Below are 15,215 nucleotides of genomic sequence, written 5' to 3'. Positions count from 1 at the left end.
TTGATTTTATGTCAGTTTTTTCCACAAGCGACCAGCGGTAATTTCGAACTCGACAGCAACGTCCCCCTCGCCTCCCGGCTGAGACTGGATCGTTGAAGGAGCGAAAATGACTTATGCCTCGAATACACGAATAGAACAGATCATCCTCCCGGCGACGCGCGACCTTGGCGGGTTCTCGGTCAAGCGTGCGCTTCCGTCACCGCTGCGACGCACGGTTGGTCCCTTCATATTTCTGGACAGCTTCGGACCCGTGACGTTCGGTCCCGGCGCCGGGATCGACTCGCGACCGCACCCGCATATCGGGCTGTCGACGATCAGCTATCTGATCAACGGAGAAATCATCCATCGCGACAGCGAGAACTATGTCCAGAAGATAAGGCCGGGTGAAGTCAATGTGATGACCGCAGGTAGGGGGATTGTCCATTCCGAGCGCAGCAGCGACACGCTACGCCAGACAGGAGGACGTCTGTTCGGCTTCCAAAGCTGGGTGGCGCTGCCGACCACGCACGAGGAAACGGACCCTGGCTTCCAGCATATTGCGGCGGATGCGCTTCCGCGCATCGAGGGGGAAGGCGTCGACATGCGCCTGATCGCAGGCTCGCTTCATGGCGAGCGCGCGCCGGCAAGAATGTTCTCCGACATGTTCAATGCCGACGTGGCCCTTGCGGCCGGGGCGCGCTTCCGTCTCGACGGCGAGCACATCGAGCGGGCCGTCTTCGTCATCAGTGGAACGATCGAAGTCACCGGACAGCAAGAGCGGTTCATGCAGGATCAACTGGTTGTCTTCAAACCCGGCTCCGAAATCGTCCTCAAGGCGATTGGCCCAGCGCGGCTCATGGTGCTCGGCGGCGAACCGCTCGCCGAGAAACGGCACATTTTCTGGAACTTCGTGTCGAGCCGCCGCGACCGCATCGAGCAGGCGGCCCTCGACTGGCAAGACCGGGTGTTCCCAGGTGTGCCGGGAGAAACGGAGTTTACGCCGCTGCCCGATGGGCCCAGAAACATCACCTAGCCCCATCCCAAACAAGGAAACTGAAGGAAATCGAAATGACCTACGCAATCATCGGATCCGGTGCCATCGGCTCGGCGCTCATCGCACATTTCGCGTCAAAGGGCATACCTGTCAAAGTGGCCAACAGCCGAGGACCCGCATCGCTTGCCGCCGCCAGGAAGTCCGGCGACACGACAATCCCCGTCGAGATCGACGAAGCCGTGGCGCAGGATATCGTCATCCTCGCCCTGCCGTTCACGGCGGTGCCCGACCTGGCAAAGGTTCGCAAGGACTGGACGGGGACGATCGTCATCGACGCCACCAATGCGATCACCTTCCCCGAATTCCGCCCCGCCGACCTCGGCGGCAGGCTATCGAGCGAGATCGTCGCGGAGACGCTTCCAGGCGCAAAAGTGGTCAAAGCCTTCAATACGCTTCCGGCCGCCGTGCTGGCCGCAAATCCCGCCGAGGCGTCGGGGCGCAGGGTGGTGCTGCTGTCCGGCAACGATGAGGGCGCCAATGCCAGCGTCGCAGGTCTTATTGAGAACCTGGGCTTTGCAGCGCTCGATGTCGGTGGCCTCAAGGCCGCCGCGCCCATGCAACAGTTCGGCGGTCCGCTGGTGGCGGTCAATCTGATCAAGAAGGGCTGACGGAGCCCTTTCACGGCCCGCCCATACTCAGCGTCAACGCCCTCATCGCGCCAGCGATGGGGGTTTTCGCATGGGAATCCGTGGCTGGAACGCAGCCCAAAACGTTCGAAATTGTAGAGCGTTATCGTCTATTTTATTCGGCTTTTACGATGAGTTCGATCGCGGCATAGTTGTTTCCACAGAGCGGCCATGGTGGCTGCCGATTTCAAAGGAAACCAGTATGTCGCATATCGCAACCGCTCGTCAGAACGAAGACCTGACGTCCTCCGCCGCCGTTCAGGCCGTTCTGCCGGCCGTCGGCCGCGTCCTCATCAGCCTGATCTTTCTGCTGTCAGGCTTCAGCAAGCTCACCGCCCCGGCGATGACGATCGGCTATATCGAATCTGTCGGCCTGCCGTTCCCGACGCTGGCCTATGGCGCAGCACTCGCCGTGGAACTCATCGGCGGCGCCGCCCTTGTCCTTGGCTACCAGACGCGCCTCGTCGCAGCGGGTCTTGCCGTGTTCTCCGTCGCCACAGCAGTCAGCTTCCACAACGATCTCGCAGACCTGAACCAGTTCGTTCACTTCTTCAAGAACGTCGCCATGGCCGGCGGGCTCCTGCATGTCGTCGCTTTCGGCGGCGGCAAGTTCAGCATCGATGGCTGGCGCCGCTAGGCGGAAGGACCGCGCCGGCTTTCGAGCCGGCGCTCCTTTGGCAGCTTCCACTCCAAGCAAGAAAGGCAGATCCCATGCGCGTCCTGAAGATCCTTCCGTTGGTCGCTTCGCTGCTTGCCGGCGGCTGGGCAATGGCAGCACCGCAGAACGATGAAACGGCAATCGCCGTCAAATGGTACGAAGCCTTCGACAGAGCAAGCCGGAGATCCTTGAAGCCATTCTCGCCGACGGTTGGCGTGACATTCCCGATGCACCCGACGCCCCTCGGGGAGCGCAAGCCGCGAAGGCTGTCCTGAAAATGCTTCACACCGCCTTCCCGGACTTTCAGATCACGGTCGAGGACATCATCTCCGACGGAAACAAGGTCGTCGTCCGATCGACAATCTCGGGTACCCACAAGGGATCATTTGCCGGGCTCCCGGCATCCGGGCGGAAACTGCTCATCCAGGCCGTCGATATTCACCTTGTCGAAGACGGCAGGATCCAAAAGACCTGGCACACCGAGGATTGGATGTCCGGTCTCACCCAGCTCGGTGCGTTCAAGCGCTGACGCTGTAAGCCGAAATACCAGCAAACGCATTTTTGCGACCGCACTCACCCCGAAGTCCGATCAACAGGTCGGCAGGCCCCGCCTGCCCATGGAGAAAGCCATGACCTACGTCGTCAAATACAGCCAGTGGGGCGGTCCATCCGTCCTGCGCGTCGAACAGGAAAATGCCCGCGCACCCGGCGCCGGCGAAGTGCTGATCAGGCAGGAAGCAATCGGCGTGAACTTCGTTGACACCATGTTTCGCGACGGCACGTTCAAGGCCGGCCTGCCTGCGGTGGCGGGAGTGGAAGGCGCCGGCATAGTCGAAACTGTCGGTCCGGGCGTCACCCGCTTTGCCGCCGGCGACCGGGTCGCCTATTTCTTCGCACCCGGCAGCTACGCCGCAGAGCGCGTTGTCAGCCAGGACCTACTCGTGAAACTGCCCGACGACGTCTCGGTCGAAACGGCAGCGACCATCCTCACCAAGGGCCTGACCGCCTGGATGGCGATCAACGCCATGGCGAAACCCGGCGAAGGCGACCACGCGCTCGTTCAGGGTGCGACCGGCGGCGTCGGAAACCTGCTTGCCCGCTGGCTGCGGGCGCGGGGGATCACGGTGATCGGAACCGGGTCGCAACGTAAGCTCGCCGATCTGGAACAGGCGGTCGACCACGCATTTGCATATGAGACCGTCGCGCTCGACGAGCACATCCGCACCCTCGCCCCCAATGGCGTCGATATCGTCTATGAACTGGTCGGCGCAACGACCTTCGCCACGACGCTCGGCGTGATCCGCGATGGCGGAACGATTGCTGTGATCGGCGCGGCATCGGGTGGCGCCGCCATCGATGAGACGGGACTCAGCCGCCGCGGCATCCGCCTGGTGCGTGGCAGCACCGGCCAGCATGTGACGAAGGACAACCTTCAGGCCGCCGCAGACGAAGTGTTCGATGCCTGGCGGAACGGAGTGTTCGGCACGGTCAGCGCCCGGAAATATCCTCTGCCGGAAGCGCAGCGCGCGCATGCCGACATTCTCGAACGCCGCGGCGACGGCCCCATGGTGCTCGTCCCCTGATCGGCTTAGAAGGAAACCGTCATGTCCGGGCTCGCGCCGCAGCGGTCGTCCTGCTGCTCGTGTTTGCGGTCAACTTCGATCGGTGGACGGGCAATGCCAATGCCCTAGCGCCCTCGGCGCTAGCCGCTTTCGACGAGACCGGGCCGGAACTCGACCATTGCCGAGGGGCTTTCCAGCCCGGCGACTGCTAAGACGGCGATGGCGTCACCTTGGAAGGTGACGCCATTTCACCATATGCTCGCTGAGATCGAGCACATCGCCATCGGCGGCAAAATGACCGTCGCCGCGATGATGCAGGGTCCGCCGCTCCTTGCGGTCCGAGTCGATCCACAGCCGTTCGGCCTGCAGGATGAAGAGGCTATAGGCCTCGACGGTATCGACCACCCTGCATTCGATGTTGGCAAGGCACTCGCCGATCAGTGGCGCCGCGACACTGCGTGCCGGCTGCGGCGTCAGGCCGAAACGCTTGAACTTGTCGACGGTGTCGCCCGAGCAATTGCCGATATCGACGACCGCCCTTGTAAGATCGATGGTCGGGATGGCGATGACGCATTCGCCGGTCCCCCTCAGAGCGCGGTAGCTATGATCCCAGGGACCGATGACACAGCCGATCAGCGGCGGCGCATGCTGGATCATCATGTGGAAACCCATCGTCATGACGTTGGGCGTTCCTTCATAGCTGGTCGTCACCAGCACGATCGGACCCGGTTCGAGCTGACGAAAGGCCCCAGAGGCCGGTACTTCCTTCATAGGAAATCTCCTTGATCGTCGGCCTCCCCATCCCGGACGGGAAGGCCGATGGTTCACGACTACCAGCCCTGTTCAACCGGCAGGACGAAGAGCTCGGCCACATTGACGTGCGCGGGTGCCTGGGCCGCAAACACGATCGTGTCGGCCACGTCGGCGCTTTGCAGGAAGGTCATCTGCTTGGCGAGATCGTCCATCTGCTGGCGGTAGCCCGGATCCGTGATCTGGTCATAAAGTTCGGTCGCGACCGCGCCGGGCTGAATACAGGTGACGCGGATGTTGTGCTTCTGGCCGACCTCCATGCGCAGACCGTCGGAGAAGGCGGTCACGGCATGCTTCGTGGCGCAATAGACCGACAGTCCCTTGAAGACCTTGCGGCCGGCGATCGAGGAGGTGTTGAAGATATGGCCGGAATGCTGCTTGATCATCTGCGGCAGCACGGTCGCCGTCGTGTTCAAGAGGCCCTTCACGTTGACGTCGACCATGCGAAGCCATTCGGCCGTCTTGAACTGGTCGATGTCGGAAAGCGGCATCAGGCCGGCATTGTTGAAGAGAATGTCGATCGCACCATAGGCATCGATCAGCTTCTTCACACCGGCTTCGACGGAAGCCGGATCGACCACGTCCATCTCGATGACCAGGGCTTCACCACCCTTCTCAGTGATTTCGGCCTTCAGCTCTTCCAGACGATCGGTGCGCCGTGCCGCGATGCCAACCTTTACGCCGGCTCCGGCAAGCGCAAGCGCCGTTGCTGCACCAATGCCGCTAGAAGCACCGGTGACCAGTGCGACTTTGCCGTTGATATTCGTCATGATGATATCTCCTTGTTGCTTGCAAACCCGCTCCGGAAGCGGAGAGGTGTTTGCTTTCGGCAAGGAGAACCCTATGAAATCCGGGATTTTTCCTCTCCCGGTGGCTTGCCTAGGCTATTGGGATTTTGCTCCATTCTGTGTGCCGAATGAGCCTAGCCCCTGCGATAGTCGCTCGGCGTAAGCCCCGTTTCACGGCGGAAAATCTGGGCGAAGTGGCTGGGACTGGAATAGCCGACCATGAGGCCGATCTCGATGATGCTGGTGTCGGTTTCCTGCAGCAGCTGCTGGGCCTTGGCCACCCGCTGCCGGATGAAATAATGCGAGGGAGGAAGACCCGTCGCCTTCTTGAACAGCCGGCTGAAATGGAATTCGCTGATGCCGACCTCCTGTGCCAGGCGGCCGAGATCGAACGGTTCCTCGAGATGTTTCTCCATGAAGGCGATCGCTCTCCTGAGCTTTGCGCCGGGCAAGGCGTTCTGCGCACGCATCTCGGCATTGGCGACCGCATAGCGGCGCACGAGATGGACGGCAAGGCTTTGCGCCAACCCTTCGACATAAAGCGGGCTGCCACCGCCATCCGCTGCCAGTTCCTCGTTAAGGAGAGTGAGGATATGCGAGAGCGTCGCGTCGCGGCCGCCGGAGACGTCCTTCAGCGTCACGTTTCCGCCGTCCTTGCCGAACATCGCCTCGACCACCCGCTCGAACAGGGGCACGGAAACGTAAAGGTGCATGACGCGGAAGGGCTGGTTGCCCTCGGCCTGCCAGCGCATTTCATAGGGCACCGGCGAACAGGTCAGGAAAAAATCGCCGACCTCGACGCGGTTTGCCATCCATTTTCCGCCGAGATCCCGTTCCTCGACAACGGCACTCCCAGACATGATCCAGACGATAAGAGGCTCGGCGACGGCGGGCACCAGGAAGGGATGTTGAGCGCGATGGCGCGAAAGCACCTGCACGAAGACATCTCTCCACGCCGGACCGTCGCCGCTGACCAGCGTGTTTCCGCTGATGTAACTTTCAAGACCGACCGGGGAGGTTCGCTCAGGGATGGGCAGACACGCGGATGGTTCGTCCAAAGCCATGATCGTCTCCCTCCCCATGGATCGCTCAAGCAAATGTGGCGCCGGGATCAAGGATATCCGGCGCCAGGGAAAAGGGAAGAACGAAGACTTCGCCGCTTAGTCCGGTTTCTTTCCGTCGCGATAGAGGATCATGCCGGCATGGTGCAGCATTCCGTCGATGAAGTCGCCATCGGCGGTAAATCCGGTATCGTCCCAGTAGTCGATGTGATTGCCGCGGACTTCGTATCGTCCCTGATAGGCGCTCTCCCGACGGCCGCGCGCCTCGTCGTAGCGGCCACTCGGCATCAGGTTGTGACGAATACGGCCATCCGCGGTGATCCACATACCGACATAGGGATGCGTCTGGTCTGGTGGAGTTGGGTTCCGGATCATTTTCATCTGGGAATATCCTTCCTGGGCGGAGGCCATGCAGAACAGCATCGCGGCAAGGCCCGCCGTTGCAAGTCCAGATCGGTTCGACATCCCGTCCTCCGATCACATGCTTGCAGTGGGCCGAATGACGATGTCGCTGGTATCGACATCCGCGGGTTGGCCGATCACATGCACGATCGCGTCAGCGATGGCCTCCGGCTTCAGGGCTATCTGGCGATAGGCGACCATCGCTTCGGCGGCAGTCGGATCAGTGATGCTATCGGCGAGTTCCGATTCCACGACGCCCGGATAGACGCAGGTCACGCGGATCCGATCGTTCTCCTGCCGCAACCCGTCGGAAATGGCCCGCACGGCATATTTGGTGGCGCAGTAGACGGCGGCCGTCGGCGATACCGAAAGGCCTCCGACGGACGAGACGTTGATCACCTGCCCGGCGCCCTGCCGGTTCATGGCGGGCAGCACGGAGGCGATGCCGTAAAGCACGCCCTTGATGTTGACGTCGACCATCCGGTCCCATTCATCCACTTTCAGCGAAGCCATCGGCGAAAGCGGCATGACGCCGGCATTGTTGACGATCACGTCGATGCGCCCAAAGGCATCGAGCGCGGTATCGGCGAAGGCCTGGACATCCGCGCGGGATGTGACGTCGAGGCTCCGGTAGAGTGCCTTGCCGCCTGTGGCAGTGATCTCGGCGGCCAGGGTTTCGAGGCGATCGATGCGTCGTGCCCCAAGCACGACCACGGCGCCGGCCTTGGCAAGGGCACGCGCCGTCGCCTCGCCGATGCCGCTGCTGGCACCGGTGACGAGAACGATCTTGTTTGTGATGTTGCTCATAGGAATGTCCTTTCTTGAGGTGTGATGGTCATGTTGCGGCTTCGCACCAACGATCGTCACGCCGGCTCGAAGCCGCGCAGGGCGATGATCCGCGAGCCCGCCGCAGACTGTCTTTGTCTTGCGAGAGGCGCATAGGCCGGCGACGCGAAAAGATCGCGGATCGCCTGCATGTCGGGGAATTCGATGATCAGCATGTTGCTCGCCTCCCAGCCTTCGAGCTGGAGCGGGGCATCATCAAGGGCAATGAGCCGGCCGCCGGCTTCGGCGACGAGCGGCAGGGCCTTGGAACGGTAATCGGCAATCGCGTCATGGTCTTGAATGTGGAGATCGACAACGAGGTAGGCTGACATGGGTGGCTCCTGTTTGCTCCGGCCTCATCCAATCCGGATGGCTCGACTGAACCTAGGCCGTCACCGGCAGAACTCTCTTGCCGGCTTGCGCGAGCGGTCGGGATCTTGCGCAAGGCGCTTCTCTGGCTATGCCGCAGGCGCCTGTCTGGCAACGAACAGCGACATGCGCTCCTGCGCGACCAGCAGAGCTTTTTCCTCCAGCGGATAACCGGCATGGCGAATGACGTTGGAAAAGCGTTTCGACGATTTCTTTCCGGGAAGCCCCAAGGGACGCTTTGTGGCCATCCTGCGGGCAAGCGGCATCCTGAGCGGCAACCTGGCCGGCAAGTGCGCCGACGATTGCCCCGGTGGCAAACATGATCTTCAAAGAGGTCATCGTACTTCCTTTCATCGCGGGTGCCGTTTCGATCCCCATTCGCCGTCTGAGCCGTGGGATGAAGGAAGAATAGATGCGGTTGATTGTCGTCGGTACTCCGCTATAACTAATCAGATTGGTTAGCATGGTGCGACAATGAATCTGGATCTGAACCTGCTGCCGCTTTTCCTCGCGGTGGCCGAGGAGGCGAATTTCGCGGCCGCCGCCGCCCGCCTCGGCGTCACGCGCTCGGCCGTCAGCCAGGGCATCCGGCGGCTGGAAGACGGCTGCGGGATAGCGCTCGTCACCCGCACCACGCGCAGCGTCCGACTCACCGAAGCGGGTGAGCGCCTGCGCGACACGCTTTCGCGTCCAATGGCCGACGTACTGTCTGCGCTCGAAGATGTCGGCGGCAACGCCAACCCCCACGGTGTGCTTCGCATCGCGGTGACCTCGATTGCCGAAGATTTTCTCTCCGGGCCGCTTGTCGCCTCCTTTGCCGAGGCCTACCCCAATATCATCGTCGACGTGACGGTGACGGACGATACGTTCGATATCGTCGCCGGGGGCTTCGATGCAGGGGTGCGGCTGGGGGATGTCATCGAGCAGGATATGGTGGCCGTTCCGCTGTCGGGCGAACAAAAGGAAGTCGTCGTGGCGAGCCCCGCCTATTTCGAAGCCCACGGGTTTCCGACACATCCGAGGGACCTGATCCATCACCGCTGCATCGGATGGCGTCCGTCACCGGACACGGCACCCTACCGGTGGGAATTCGCCCAGGAAGGGGAAGCCTTCGACGTTTCAGTCGAACCCCAGATCACCACGAATGACCTGCGCCTTATGATACGGACGGCGCTGGCCGGCGGCGGCATTACATTCGCGCTAGAGGAGACCTTTCGCCCCTATCTCGAACGAGGCGAGTTGGTTTCATTCCTGGAAGACTATCTGCCGCCCTTCCCTGGCTTCTTTCTCTATTTCCCCAGCCGGCACAATATGGCGCCCAAGTTGCGCGCCCTGGTCGACCACGTCCAGCGTTTCAGACGCGAACGCCTTATGACCAAAACAAGTCCTACGCCCTTGGCATGAGCCATCCGGTTTCCAGCAAGATCGGCATTACCAGGCGGACGAAGAAGCATCGGACCACTCCACTCGTTCCACACCGCGAGTAGCGGCGCTCGTCTTCCCGAGACGCAAATTCCCGCGCATGAGACGGATCTGGGTGACGACCTGAGGCGTATCAGGCGGGAAACCCGCAAATCCGTATTTGCCTCACCTTTCGCAATGCACCATATAGTGGGGCCGTTTTTTAGCGGTTCGATCCAGGAGACCTCATGCCCACCTCGCATAGCGAAGCTTTCGAACCTCAAACGGAGATGCGAAGCTTTCTTGTTCTCCTTATTGGCTGCGTTGGCGTGGTCTATGGCGACATCGGTACGAGCCCGCTCTACGCCTTTCGGGAGGCACTTCGTCCCTTTTTGAATGAAGGCGTGCAAGCAGACAAGGTTATCGGCCTCATTTCACTGATGGTCTGGACGCTGACAATTATCGTCACATTCAAATACGTGCTCTTCCTGCTTCGCGCCGACAACGACGGGGAAGGCGGAACCTTGTCGCTTCTCGCGCTTCTGATGAAGAAGACGGGCAGCTTCATGCCGGTTTTGTTCTTCGCCGGCTTGATCGGGGCCGCACTTTTCATCGGCGACGCCATGATTACCCCTGCCCTTTCGGTCATGTCGGCGCTTGAGGGTATGAAGCTCGTCACGCCCACCTTTGACGACTACGTACTCCCTCTGGCCGCGGCCGTCATGGTCGCGCTCTTCGCGGTCCAGTCAAAGGGTACTCAAGCGGTCGCAAAGTTCTTCGGGCCGATCACGGTGGTATGGTTCCTCGCGATGGCCTGGGGCGGTCTCATCCACATCGGCGATGACTGGACGATCCTGCAGGCTCTCAACCCGATCAATGCCTTTTGGTTCATCACCCACGCGGGCTGGGCAGGCCTGATCGTGCTCGGCGCCGTCTTCCTGACGGTCACGGGAGCAGAAGCCCTATACGCGGATCTCGGTCACTTCGGGCGCAAGCCGATCAGCACCGCATGGTTTGCGCTTGTGTTCCCCGCATTGGCGGTGAACTACCTCGGACAGGGCGCGCTCGTGCTCAGTCACCCCGAGGCGGTGCACAATCCTTTTTACCTTCTCTATCCGGACTGGGCTCTGCTGCCGATGGTCATCCTCGCCACCATGGCCACAATCATTGCCAGCCAGGCGGTCATCACGGGGGCGTTCTCGCTCGCACGGCAGGCGGTTCATTTGGGCTTCCTCCCTCGGCTGCTGATCAAGTTCACCTCCGAGACCAACACCGGGCAGATTTATGTGCCTGCCGTAAACGTGCTCCTGTTTGTTGGCGTCATCGTGCTCATCTTCTCGTTCGGCGACTCGGAGTCCCTTGCCACCGCCTACGGGATCTCGGTCACCGGCGCGATGGTCGTCACCACGTTGATGGCATTCCAGTTCCTTCGCTCCGTCTGGGGCTACTCCACGGTTGTCGCAGCATTGCTGCTTGCGCCCTTGCTTGTCATCGAGACCGTCTTCCTGCTTGCCAACTTGCTGAAGATCCATGATGGTGGCTGGGTACCGGTGGCGCTGGCATTGTCCATCATGATCGTGATGTGGACCTGGACGCGCGGGTCACAAATGCTGCGCGAGAAGACCGCGCGAAACGACATCCCACTGGAGACATTTATCCGTTCCATCGAGAAATCGACCCATGCGCCCCAGACGGTTCGAGGAACCGCCGTCTTTCTGACAAGCGTGGGCGACAAGACTCCCGCCGTCCTCCTTCACAACATCAAGCACAATCACGTCCTTCATGAGCAAAACGTCATTCTGACCGTTCGGACGTCCGAGCACCCGTATGTCGCGGAGAAAGAGCGCGTTACGTTGACGGAACTTTCGGACCGGTTTGCAAGGCTCGAACTTTGCTTTGGCTTCATGGACGAGCCGAACGTCTCGAAATCGCTCTCGCTCTGCAAGAAGGCAGGGTTCAAGTTCGAGATCATGCAGACGTCGTTCTATCTGGGGCGCAGGACCCTTATCAGTGATCCAAACTCCGGTCTGCCGGGCTGGCAGGACAAGCTCTACATCGCGCTCGCGGGGCTCGGCATTGATCCGTCGTCATACTTCAAGCTGCCCGCCAATCGCGTCGTCGAGATCGGCGAGCAGGTCACGATTTAGTCGTCTCCGCTCAGACGCTGAACGCGCGACCAACGCAATTTCGGAAAGCTTAAATGACAGTCGTCGCCTCCTATCTGTATCGTTTGGGCAAGCGCGCCGAAGAAGTGCCCCTTGCTGCCCAGCCATTCGAAGCGCCAGACGGCGAATTTGCGTGGATTGGGCTGACGGATCCCTCCATAGACGAAATGGCGAGCCTTCAGGCAATGTTCGGCCTTCATCCCTTGGCGGTTGAGGACGCCCTCAATGGCAATCAAGTGCCGAAGGTGGACGTCTACGGAGACCAGTTGTTCGTCGTCGCCAAGACGGCGCATCTGGAGGGTGACAAGATTGCCTACGGCGAAACCTGCATCTTTGTCGGGAAGCACCACCTGATTTCCGTTCGCCATGGTTCAGCCCGCTCCCACAAGGAACTGCGCCTGCAACTCGAGCAGTCCCCACGGCTACTTGAACACGGTCCCGACTACGTCCTTCACGGCATCATTGACTTCGTTGTCGACGGCTACTTGCCGGTGGTCGAGACACTCGAGGACAAAGTTTTGGAGCTCGAGAAACACGTGCTCGTGTCGCTGCTGCAGCCCGAGCAAATCCGGCGCATCTTCCGCATGCGTCGCCAAGTGATCCGCTTTCAGCGAGTTCTCGGACCCATGGGGGAAGTGGCGGGAAAGCTCAGCCACCTCGAACTCCCCTGCATCGACGACAATGCGAAACCCTTCTTCAAAGATGTGTATGACCATGTGAGGCGCGTTGAGGGGTCGGTCGGCGGCCTTCGCGAGGTGATGACGTCCGTGTTCGAGGCCTCCAATCTCTTGGAGCAGCAGCGCCAGGGCACCATTACTCGGCAGCTTGCGGCCTGGGCGGCAATCCTCGCCGTGCCGACAGCCATCGCCGGCATCTACGGGATGAACTTCGAAAACATGCCCGAGCTTGCGACGCGCTACGGCTACTTTGCCGTCCTCGGCGTTATCGTCACGCTTTGCGCCATCCTGTACTGGCGTTTCAAAAGGTCTGGCTGGCTTTAGGAAGTCTGTTGGCGATCGAGTGCCAACGCCAAGATGCTACTGATCGATCAATGTCTCCGGTATGTCGGGCGCCGGTCGGGATCGAACGCGAGCCCAATCACGGCGCGCTGCCCGGACGCCGTTGCAACAGGCCAAAAGTCAAAACGCGACTCCGGATGGACCTCGGCAAGTTGAACGGTTCCCGGAGCCGCTGACGACAGCGCCGCGTCGAACTTTGCCTCTTACAGCGAAATGTCCCCAACGCTCTCGAAGAAAGCCGCCTTATCCTCCGCAACGAGAATAACGACCGCAGGAACGTCGAAGAGCGCGGCAAGCGCCCGGAGGTTATCGTGACTGAGGCCTTTGTATTTCGCGCCATTACGATTTCGCGGCTATAGTCCTTGCGTGGCCGACGAGGTGTCGAATCCGATATACGACCACAACGAGCCATTGGAGAAGAAGTAGTCGATCGTCTTTGGCACTCATATGTTCCTGTTTGCGAGGCCTCATCTCGGAGGACCCTCGTTTCTAGGCCGCTTTCTGGTCGGCGGGCTGCCACCCGAGCTGCGGAGCAATGCGAGCAACAAAGTCATGGACGATCTGGCGGTAGTCCTCGTCCTCGAATTCGTAAGGGAGCTCGAGCCTGAGTTCGCGGACATGCGGCAGGATCGGGTCTGCAAACAACCGTTCAAGGATTTCATCCGAACTACCGACGAGGTCGCGGGCGTAAAGCGTGCGCCGATCGCCCTGCGGCGCCAGCGTTCGCTCGGTGCGTCCGGCCGCGTAGTCGAGATAGCGCTTGCGCGTTCTTGCGTCCGCACCATCCAGCGGAACAATGACCCGGCCAAGCGCGACCCTCCTCTCCGTACCGCCCGCCGCGCGATAGGTCTCGAGCTGGCGCTGCTGCGCGAGGAAGAAATCGTCGGTGCCTTCCCCGGTCGTAACATTGCCGATCAGGAGATTGAGATCACTGCGCCCTGCCCATCCGGCAGATTTCAACGAGCCGCCGCCGTACCAGATCCGGTCTGTCAGTCCCTTGGCATGGGGCTGGAGCCGGGGGCGCTGCGGGCCAAACGGCGTCTTGATGAAGGTGTTTTCATCGCCGATCGGGCGACTGCGTAGATTTTCGACAAAGCGCAGCACACGTGCGTGCGTGAAGTCGAAACCTTCCCAGCCATCGTCGAAGACAAGCCGGCCGATCAGATCGGCATGCAGTGGACGTCCGGCGCTGAGGCCGATGTTCAGACGACCCCGCGAGAATACATCGACGGTCGAGAGATCCTCTGCTAGCCGGTACGGGCTTTCGTAGCCAATTGGAATAACCGCAGTGCCGAGTTCGATGCGGCTTGTCCTTTGGGTCGCCGCCGCAAGAAAGGCGGCGGCCGACGATATCCCGGGTTCGAGGTGTCGCTGGCGAACCCAGGCGCTGGCAAAACCGAGCGCCTCGCCATATTGCAGCAACGCCAAGGTCTTCTCCAGCCCATCCAACGGGTCGTCCGCCGGGTAGTTGCCTGGGCTCAGGAAGCCGATATGGCTGATCGATATCTTGTTCCGCGTCACGCCAAGGCTCCTTAGAATTTCGGAAGACCGGGTGGGTTGGTCTCGGACTTCGGTAACGCCTCCTCCCGGAGGTGCCAGCGTTCCAGAACCTTGCCATAGGTGCCATCCGCAATCAGACCGTTGGTGGCGATCGTCAGAGCGTTGGCGAGCCCACTGCCCTTGCGCGTTGTGATCGCCACGTCCGAACGCTCCGGCCAGCCGGCGCTCAGCGTACCGACACGCTTGATGTTGTTGTCTCGGGCGGCAATGAAGACGAGCTGCGCATGCGGCTGTACGATGACGTCGGCCCGCCCGGAAGCGAGCGCCACGAGGCTCGTCGCCTCGTCGTCGTAATATTGCAGCTCCAGCGGCTTCAGGCCGGCGGCGACATCCTCGTCGCTCCATTTCAGGAGGATGCGCTCCTGGTTGGTGCCGGCGCCGACGATGATCCTCAAGCCCGCCGCATCCTTCGGTTCCTTGATCGAAGTTATGCCGCTATCGGATTTGACGAAGAAGCCGTGCAGCCCCTGCCGATAGGTCGAGAAGTCGAACTTCTCCTTGCGCTGCTCGGTGACCCCGACATTGGAGATCACGGCATCGTACTTGCCGGACGTCAGCCCCAGTGGCCAGTCGATCCAAGCAGTGGGCACGAGCTCAAGCTCGAGCCCCAAGCTGTTGGCGATCGCACCGGCATATTCCGGATCGGCCCCAATGACCGTACGCGCGTCGGTAGCGTAGGTGGCAAGCGGCGGCCCGCCCGGACTGACGGCGACCGTGAACTTGCCTGGCGTGACGAATTTGAAGTCCGCTGGGATGGCCGCAATTGCGGTTTCGTTGCGAACGGCTTGGACGCGGCCGGGCTGTTCGGGGCTGAGATCAAAGGCAGTGTCGGCCTGCGTCGAGCCGACATGAAGAAGGGCCGCCGCGGCGGCAAGAAGAGTGCGAAATCGGGTCGTGCCGTTCATGCTGTTAGTCTCCGGGTGAAATGCAGGAGCT

General features: G+C 61.1%; 18 protein-coding genes. 9 read left to right on the top strand and 9 right to left on the bottom strand.

The genetic code is table 11. The features are described from left to right. Positions 1 to 106: 106 nt before the first annotated feature. The 6 genes from ACN9MO_RS22285 to ACN9MO_RS22260 all read left to right on the top strand — a co-directional run bounded on the left by ACN9MO_RS22285 (position 107) and on the right by ACN9MO_RS22260 (position 3,900). The gene (locus ACN9MO_RS22285; protein ID WP_113131842.1) at positions 107 to 1,012 is read left to right on the top strand and encodes a pirin family protein; all 906 of its coding nucleotides are present in this window, start codon (positions 107 to 109) and stop codon (positions 1,010 to 1,012) included. Between the two features lie 35 nt (positions 1,013 to 1,047). After that, a complete protein-coding gene (locus tag ACN9MO_RS22280) occupies positions 1,048 to 1,641 on the top strand; it encodes an NADPH-dependent F420 reductase (protein WP_113131843.1) in 594 nt (197 codons plus the stop codon). A 220-nt stretch (positions 1,642 to 1,861) separates the two neighbouring features. After that, positions 1,862 to 2,296 carry a DoxX family protein gene (locus ACN9MO_RS22275; RefSeq protein WP_112995817.1) on the top strand — a complete coding sequence of 145 codons (435 nt, stop codon included), beginning with the start codon at positions 1,862 to 1,864 and terminating at the stop codon, positions 2,294 to 2,296. Between the two features lie 74 nt (positions 2,297 to 2,370). Next, the gene (locus tag ACN9MO_RS22270) at positions 2,371 to 2,592 is read left to right on the top strand and encodes a hypothetical protein (protein ID WP_425988313.1); all 222 of its coding nucleotides are present in this window, start codon (positions 2,371 to 2,373) and stop codon (positions 2,590 to 2,592) included. Then, complete coding sequence (locus tag ACN9MO_RS22265) at positions 2,502 to 2,846, top strand: ester cyclase (RefSeq protein WP_425988186.1); 345 nt, start codon at positions 2,502 to 2,504, stop codon at positions 2,844 to 2,846. The genes ACN9MO_RS22270 and ACN9MO_RS22265 overlap by 91 nt, the downstream gene beginning before the upstream one ends. 100 nt (positions 2,847 to 2,946) lie before the next feature. Next, the gene (locus tag ACN9MO_RS22260; RefSeq protein ID WP_162733542.1) at positions 2,947 to 3,900 is read left to right on the top strand and encodes a zinc-binding dehydrogenase; all 954 of its coding nucleotides are present in this window, start codon (positions 2,947 to 2,949) and stop codon (positions 3,898 to 3,900) included. 204 nt (positions 3,901 to 4,104) lie between these two features. Here the strand turns inward: ACN9MO_RS22260 and ACN9MO_RS22255 are convergent, their stop codons facing one another. From ACN9MO_RS22255 to ACN9MO_RS22225, 7 genes are all read right to left on the bottom strand, one after another. Beyond that, the gene (locus tag ACN9MO_RS22255) at positions 4,105 to 4,650 is read right to left on the bottom strand and encodes a flavin reductase family protein (RefSeq protein ID WP_057248708.1); all 546 of its coding nucleotides are present in this window, start codon (positions 4,648 to 4,650) and stop codon (positions 4,105 to 4,107) included. A gap of 59 nt (positions 4,651 to 4,709) precedes the next feature. Further along, on the bottom strand, positions 4,710 to 5,459 hold the full coding sequence (locus tag ACN9MO_RS22250) for an SDR family oxidoreductase (protein ID WP_057248709.1): 750 nt from the start codon (positions 5,457 to 5,459) through the stop codon (positions 4,710 to 4,712). A 152-nt stretch (positions 5,460 to 5,611) separates the two neighbouring features. Continuing rightward, complete coding sequence (locus tag ACN9MO_RS22245; protein WP_309140517.1) at positions 5,612 to 6,541, bottom strand: AraC family transcriptional regulator; 930 nt, start codon at positions 6,539 to 6,541, stop codon at positions 5,612 to 5,614. A 96-nt stretch (positions 6,542 to 6,637) separates the two neighbouring features. After that, positions 6,638 to 7,003 carry an Atu4866 domain-containing protein gene (locus tag ACN9MO_RS22240; protein ID WP_112995821.1) on the bottom strand — a complete coding sequence of 122 codons (366 nt, stop codon included), beginning with the start codon at positions 7,001 to 7,003 and terminating at the stop codon, positions 6,638 to 6,640. A 12-nt stretch (positions 7,004 to 7,015) separates the two neighbouring features. Further along, a complete protein-coding gene (locus tag ACN9MO_RS22235) occupies positions 7,016 to 7,747 on the bottom strand; it encodes an SDR family oxidoreductase (RefSeq protein WP_057248711.1) in 732 nt (243 codons plus the stop codon). 56 nt (positions 7,748 to 7,803) lie between these two features. After that, positions 7,804 to 8,097 (bottom strand): DUF1330 domain-containing protein, encoded by a 294-nt coding sequence (locus ACN9MO_RS22230; protein WP_057248712.1) that lies wholly within the window; start codon positions 8,095 to 8,097, stop codon positions 7,804 to 7,806. Between the two features lie 126 nt (positions 8,098 to 8,223). Beyond that, positions 8,224 to 8,400 carry a hypothetical protein gene (locus ACN9MO_RS22225; protein ID WP_156414585.1) on the bottom strand — a complete coding sequence of 59 codons (177 nt, stop codon included), beginning with the start codon at positions 8,398 to 8,400 and terminating at the stop codon, positions 8,224 to 8,226. 208 nt (positions 8,401 to 8,608) lie between these two features. On the opposite strand from ACN9MO_RS22225, the gene ACN9MO_RS22220 reads away from it, so the two are divergent. From ACN9MO_RS22220 to ACN9MO_RS22210, 3 genes are all read left to right on the top strand, one after another. After that, positions 8,609 to 9,538 (top strand): LysR family transcriptional regulator, encoded by a 930-nt coding sequence (locus ACN9MO_RS22220; protein WP_057248713.1) that lies wholly within the window; start codon positions 8,609 to 8,611, stop codon positions 9,536 to 9,538. Between the two features lie 245 nt (positions 9,539 to 9,783). Next, entirely contained in the window at positions 9,784 to 11,682 is a 1,899-nt protein-coding gene (locus ACN9MO_RS22215) for a potassium transporter Kup (protein ID WP_112995825.1), read from the top strand. 53 nt (positions 11,683 to 11,735) lie between these two features. Further along, positions 11,736 to 12,701, top strand: a complete 966-nt coding sequence (locus ACN9MO_RS22210; protein WP_057248715.1) for a magnesium and cobalt transport protein CorA — start codon at positions 11,736 to 11,738, stop codon at positions 12,699 to 12,701. A gap of 507 nt (positions 12,702 to 13,208) precedes the next feature. Here ACN9MO_RS22210 and ACN9MO_RS22205 read toward each other — a convergent pair. Both ACN9MO_RS22205 and ACN9MO_RS22200 read right to left on the bottom strand, forming a co-directional pair. Further along, a complete protein-coding gene (locus ACN9MO_RS22205) occupies positions 13,209 to 14,240 on the bottom strand; it encodes an LLM class flavin-dependent oxidoreductase (RefSeq protein ID WP_113131847.1) in 1,032 nt (343 codons plus the stop codon). Between the two features lie 11 nt (positions 14,241 to 14,251). Beyond that, a complete protein-coding gene (locus ACN9MO_RS22200; protein ID WP_113131848.1) occupies positions 14,252 to 15,184 on the bottom strand; it encodes an ABC transporter substrate-binding protein in 933 nt (310 codons plus the stop codon). Positions 15,185 to 15,215 lie beyond the last annotated feature (31 nt).

It is taken from the genome of Ensifer sp. R-19, from assembly GCF_049905105.1.
Taxonomy (GTDB): Bacteria; Pseudomonadota; Alphaproteobacteria; order Rhizobiales; family Rhizobiaceae; genus Ensifer.
This window is presented reverse-complemented; position numbering and strand designations above follow the sequence as displayed.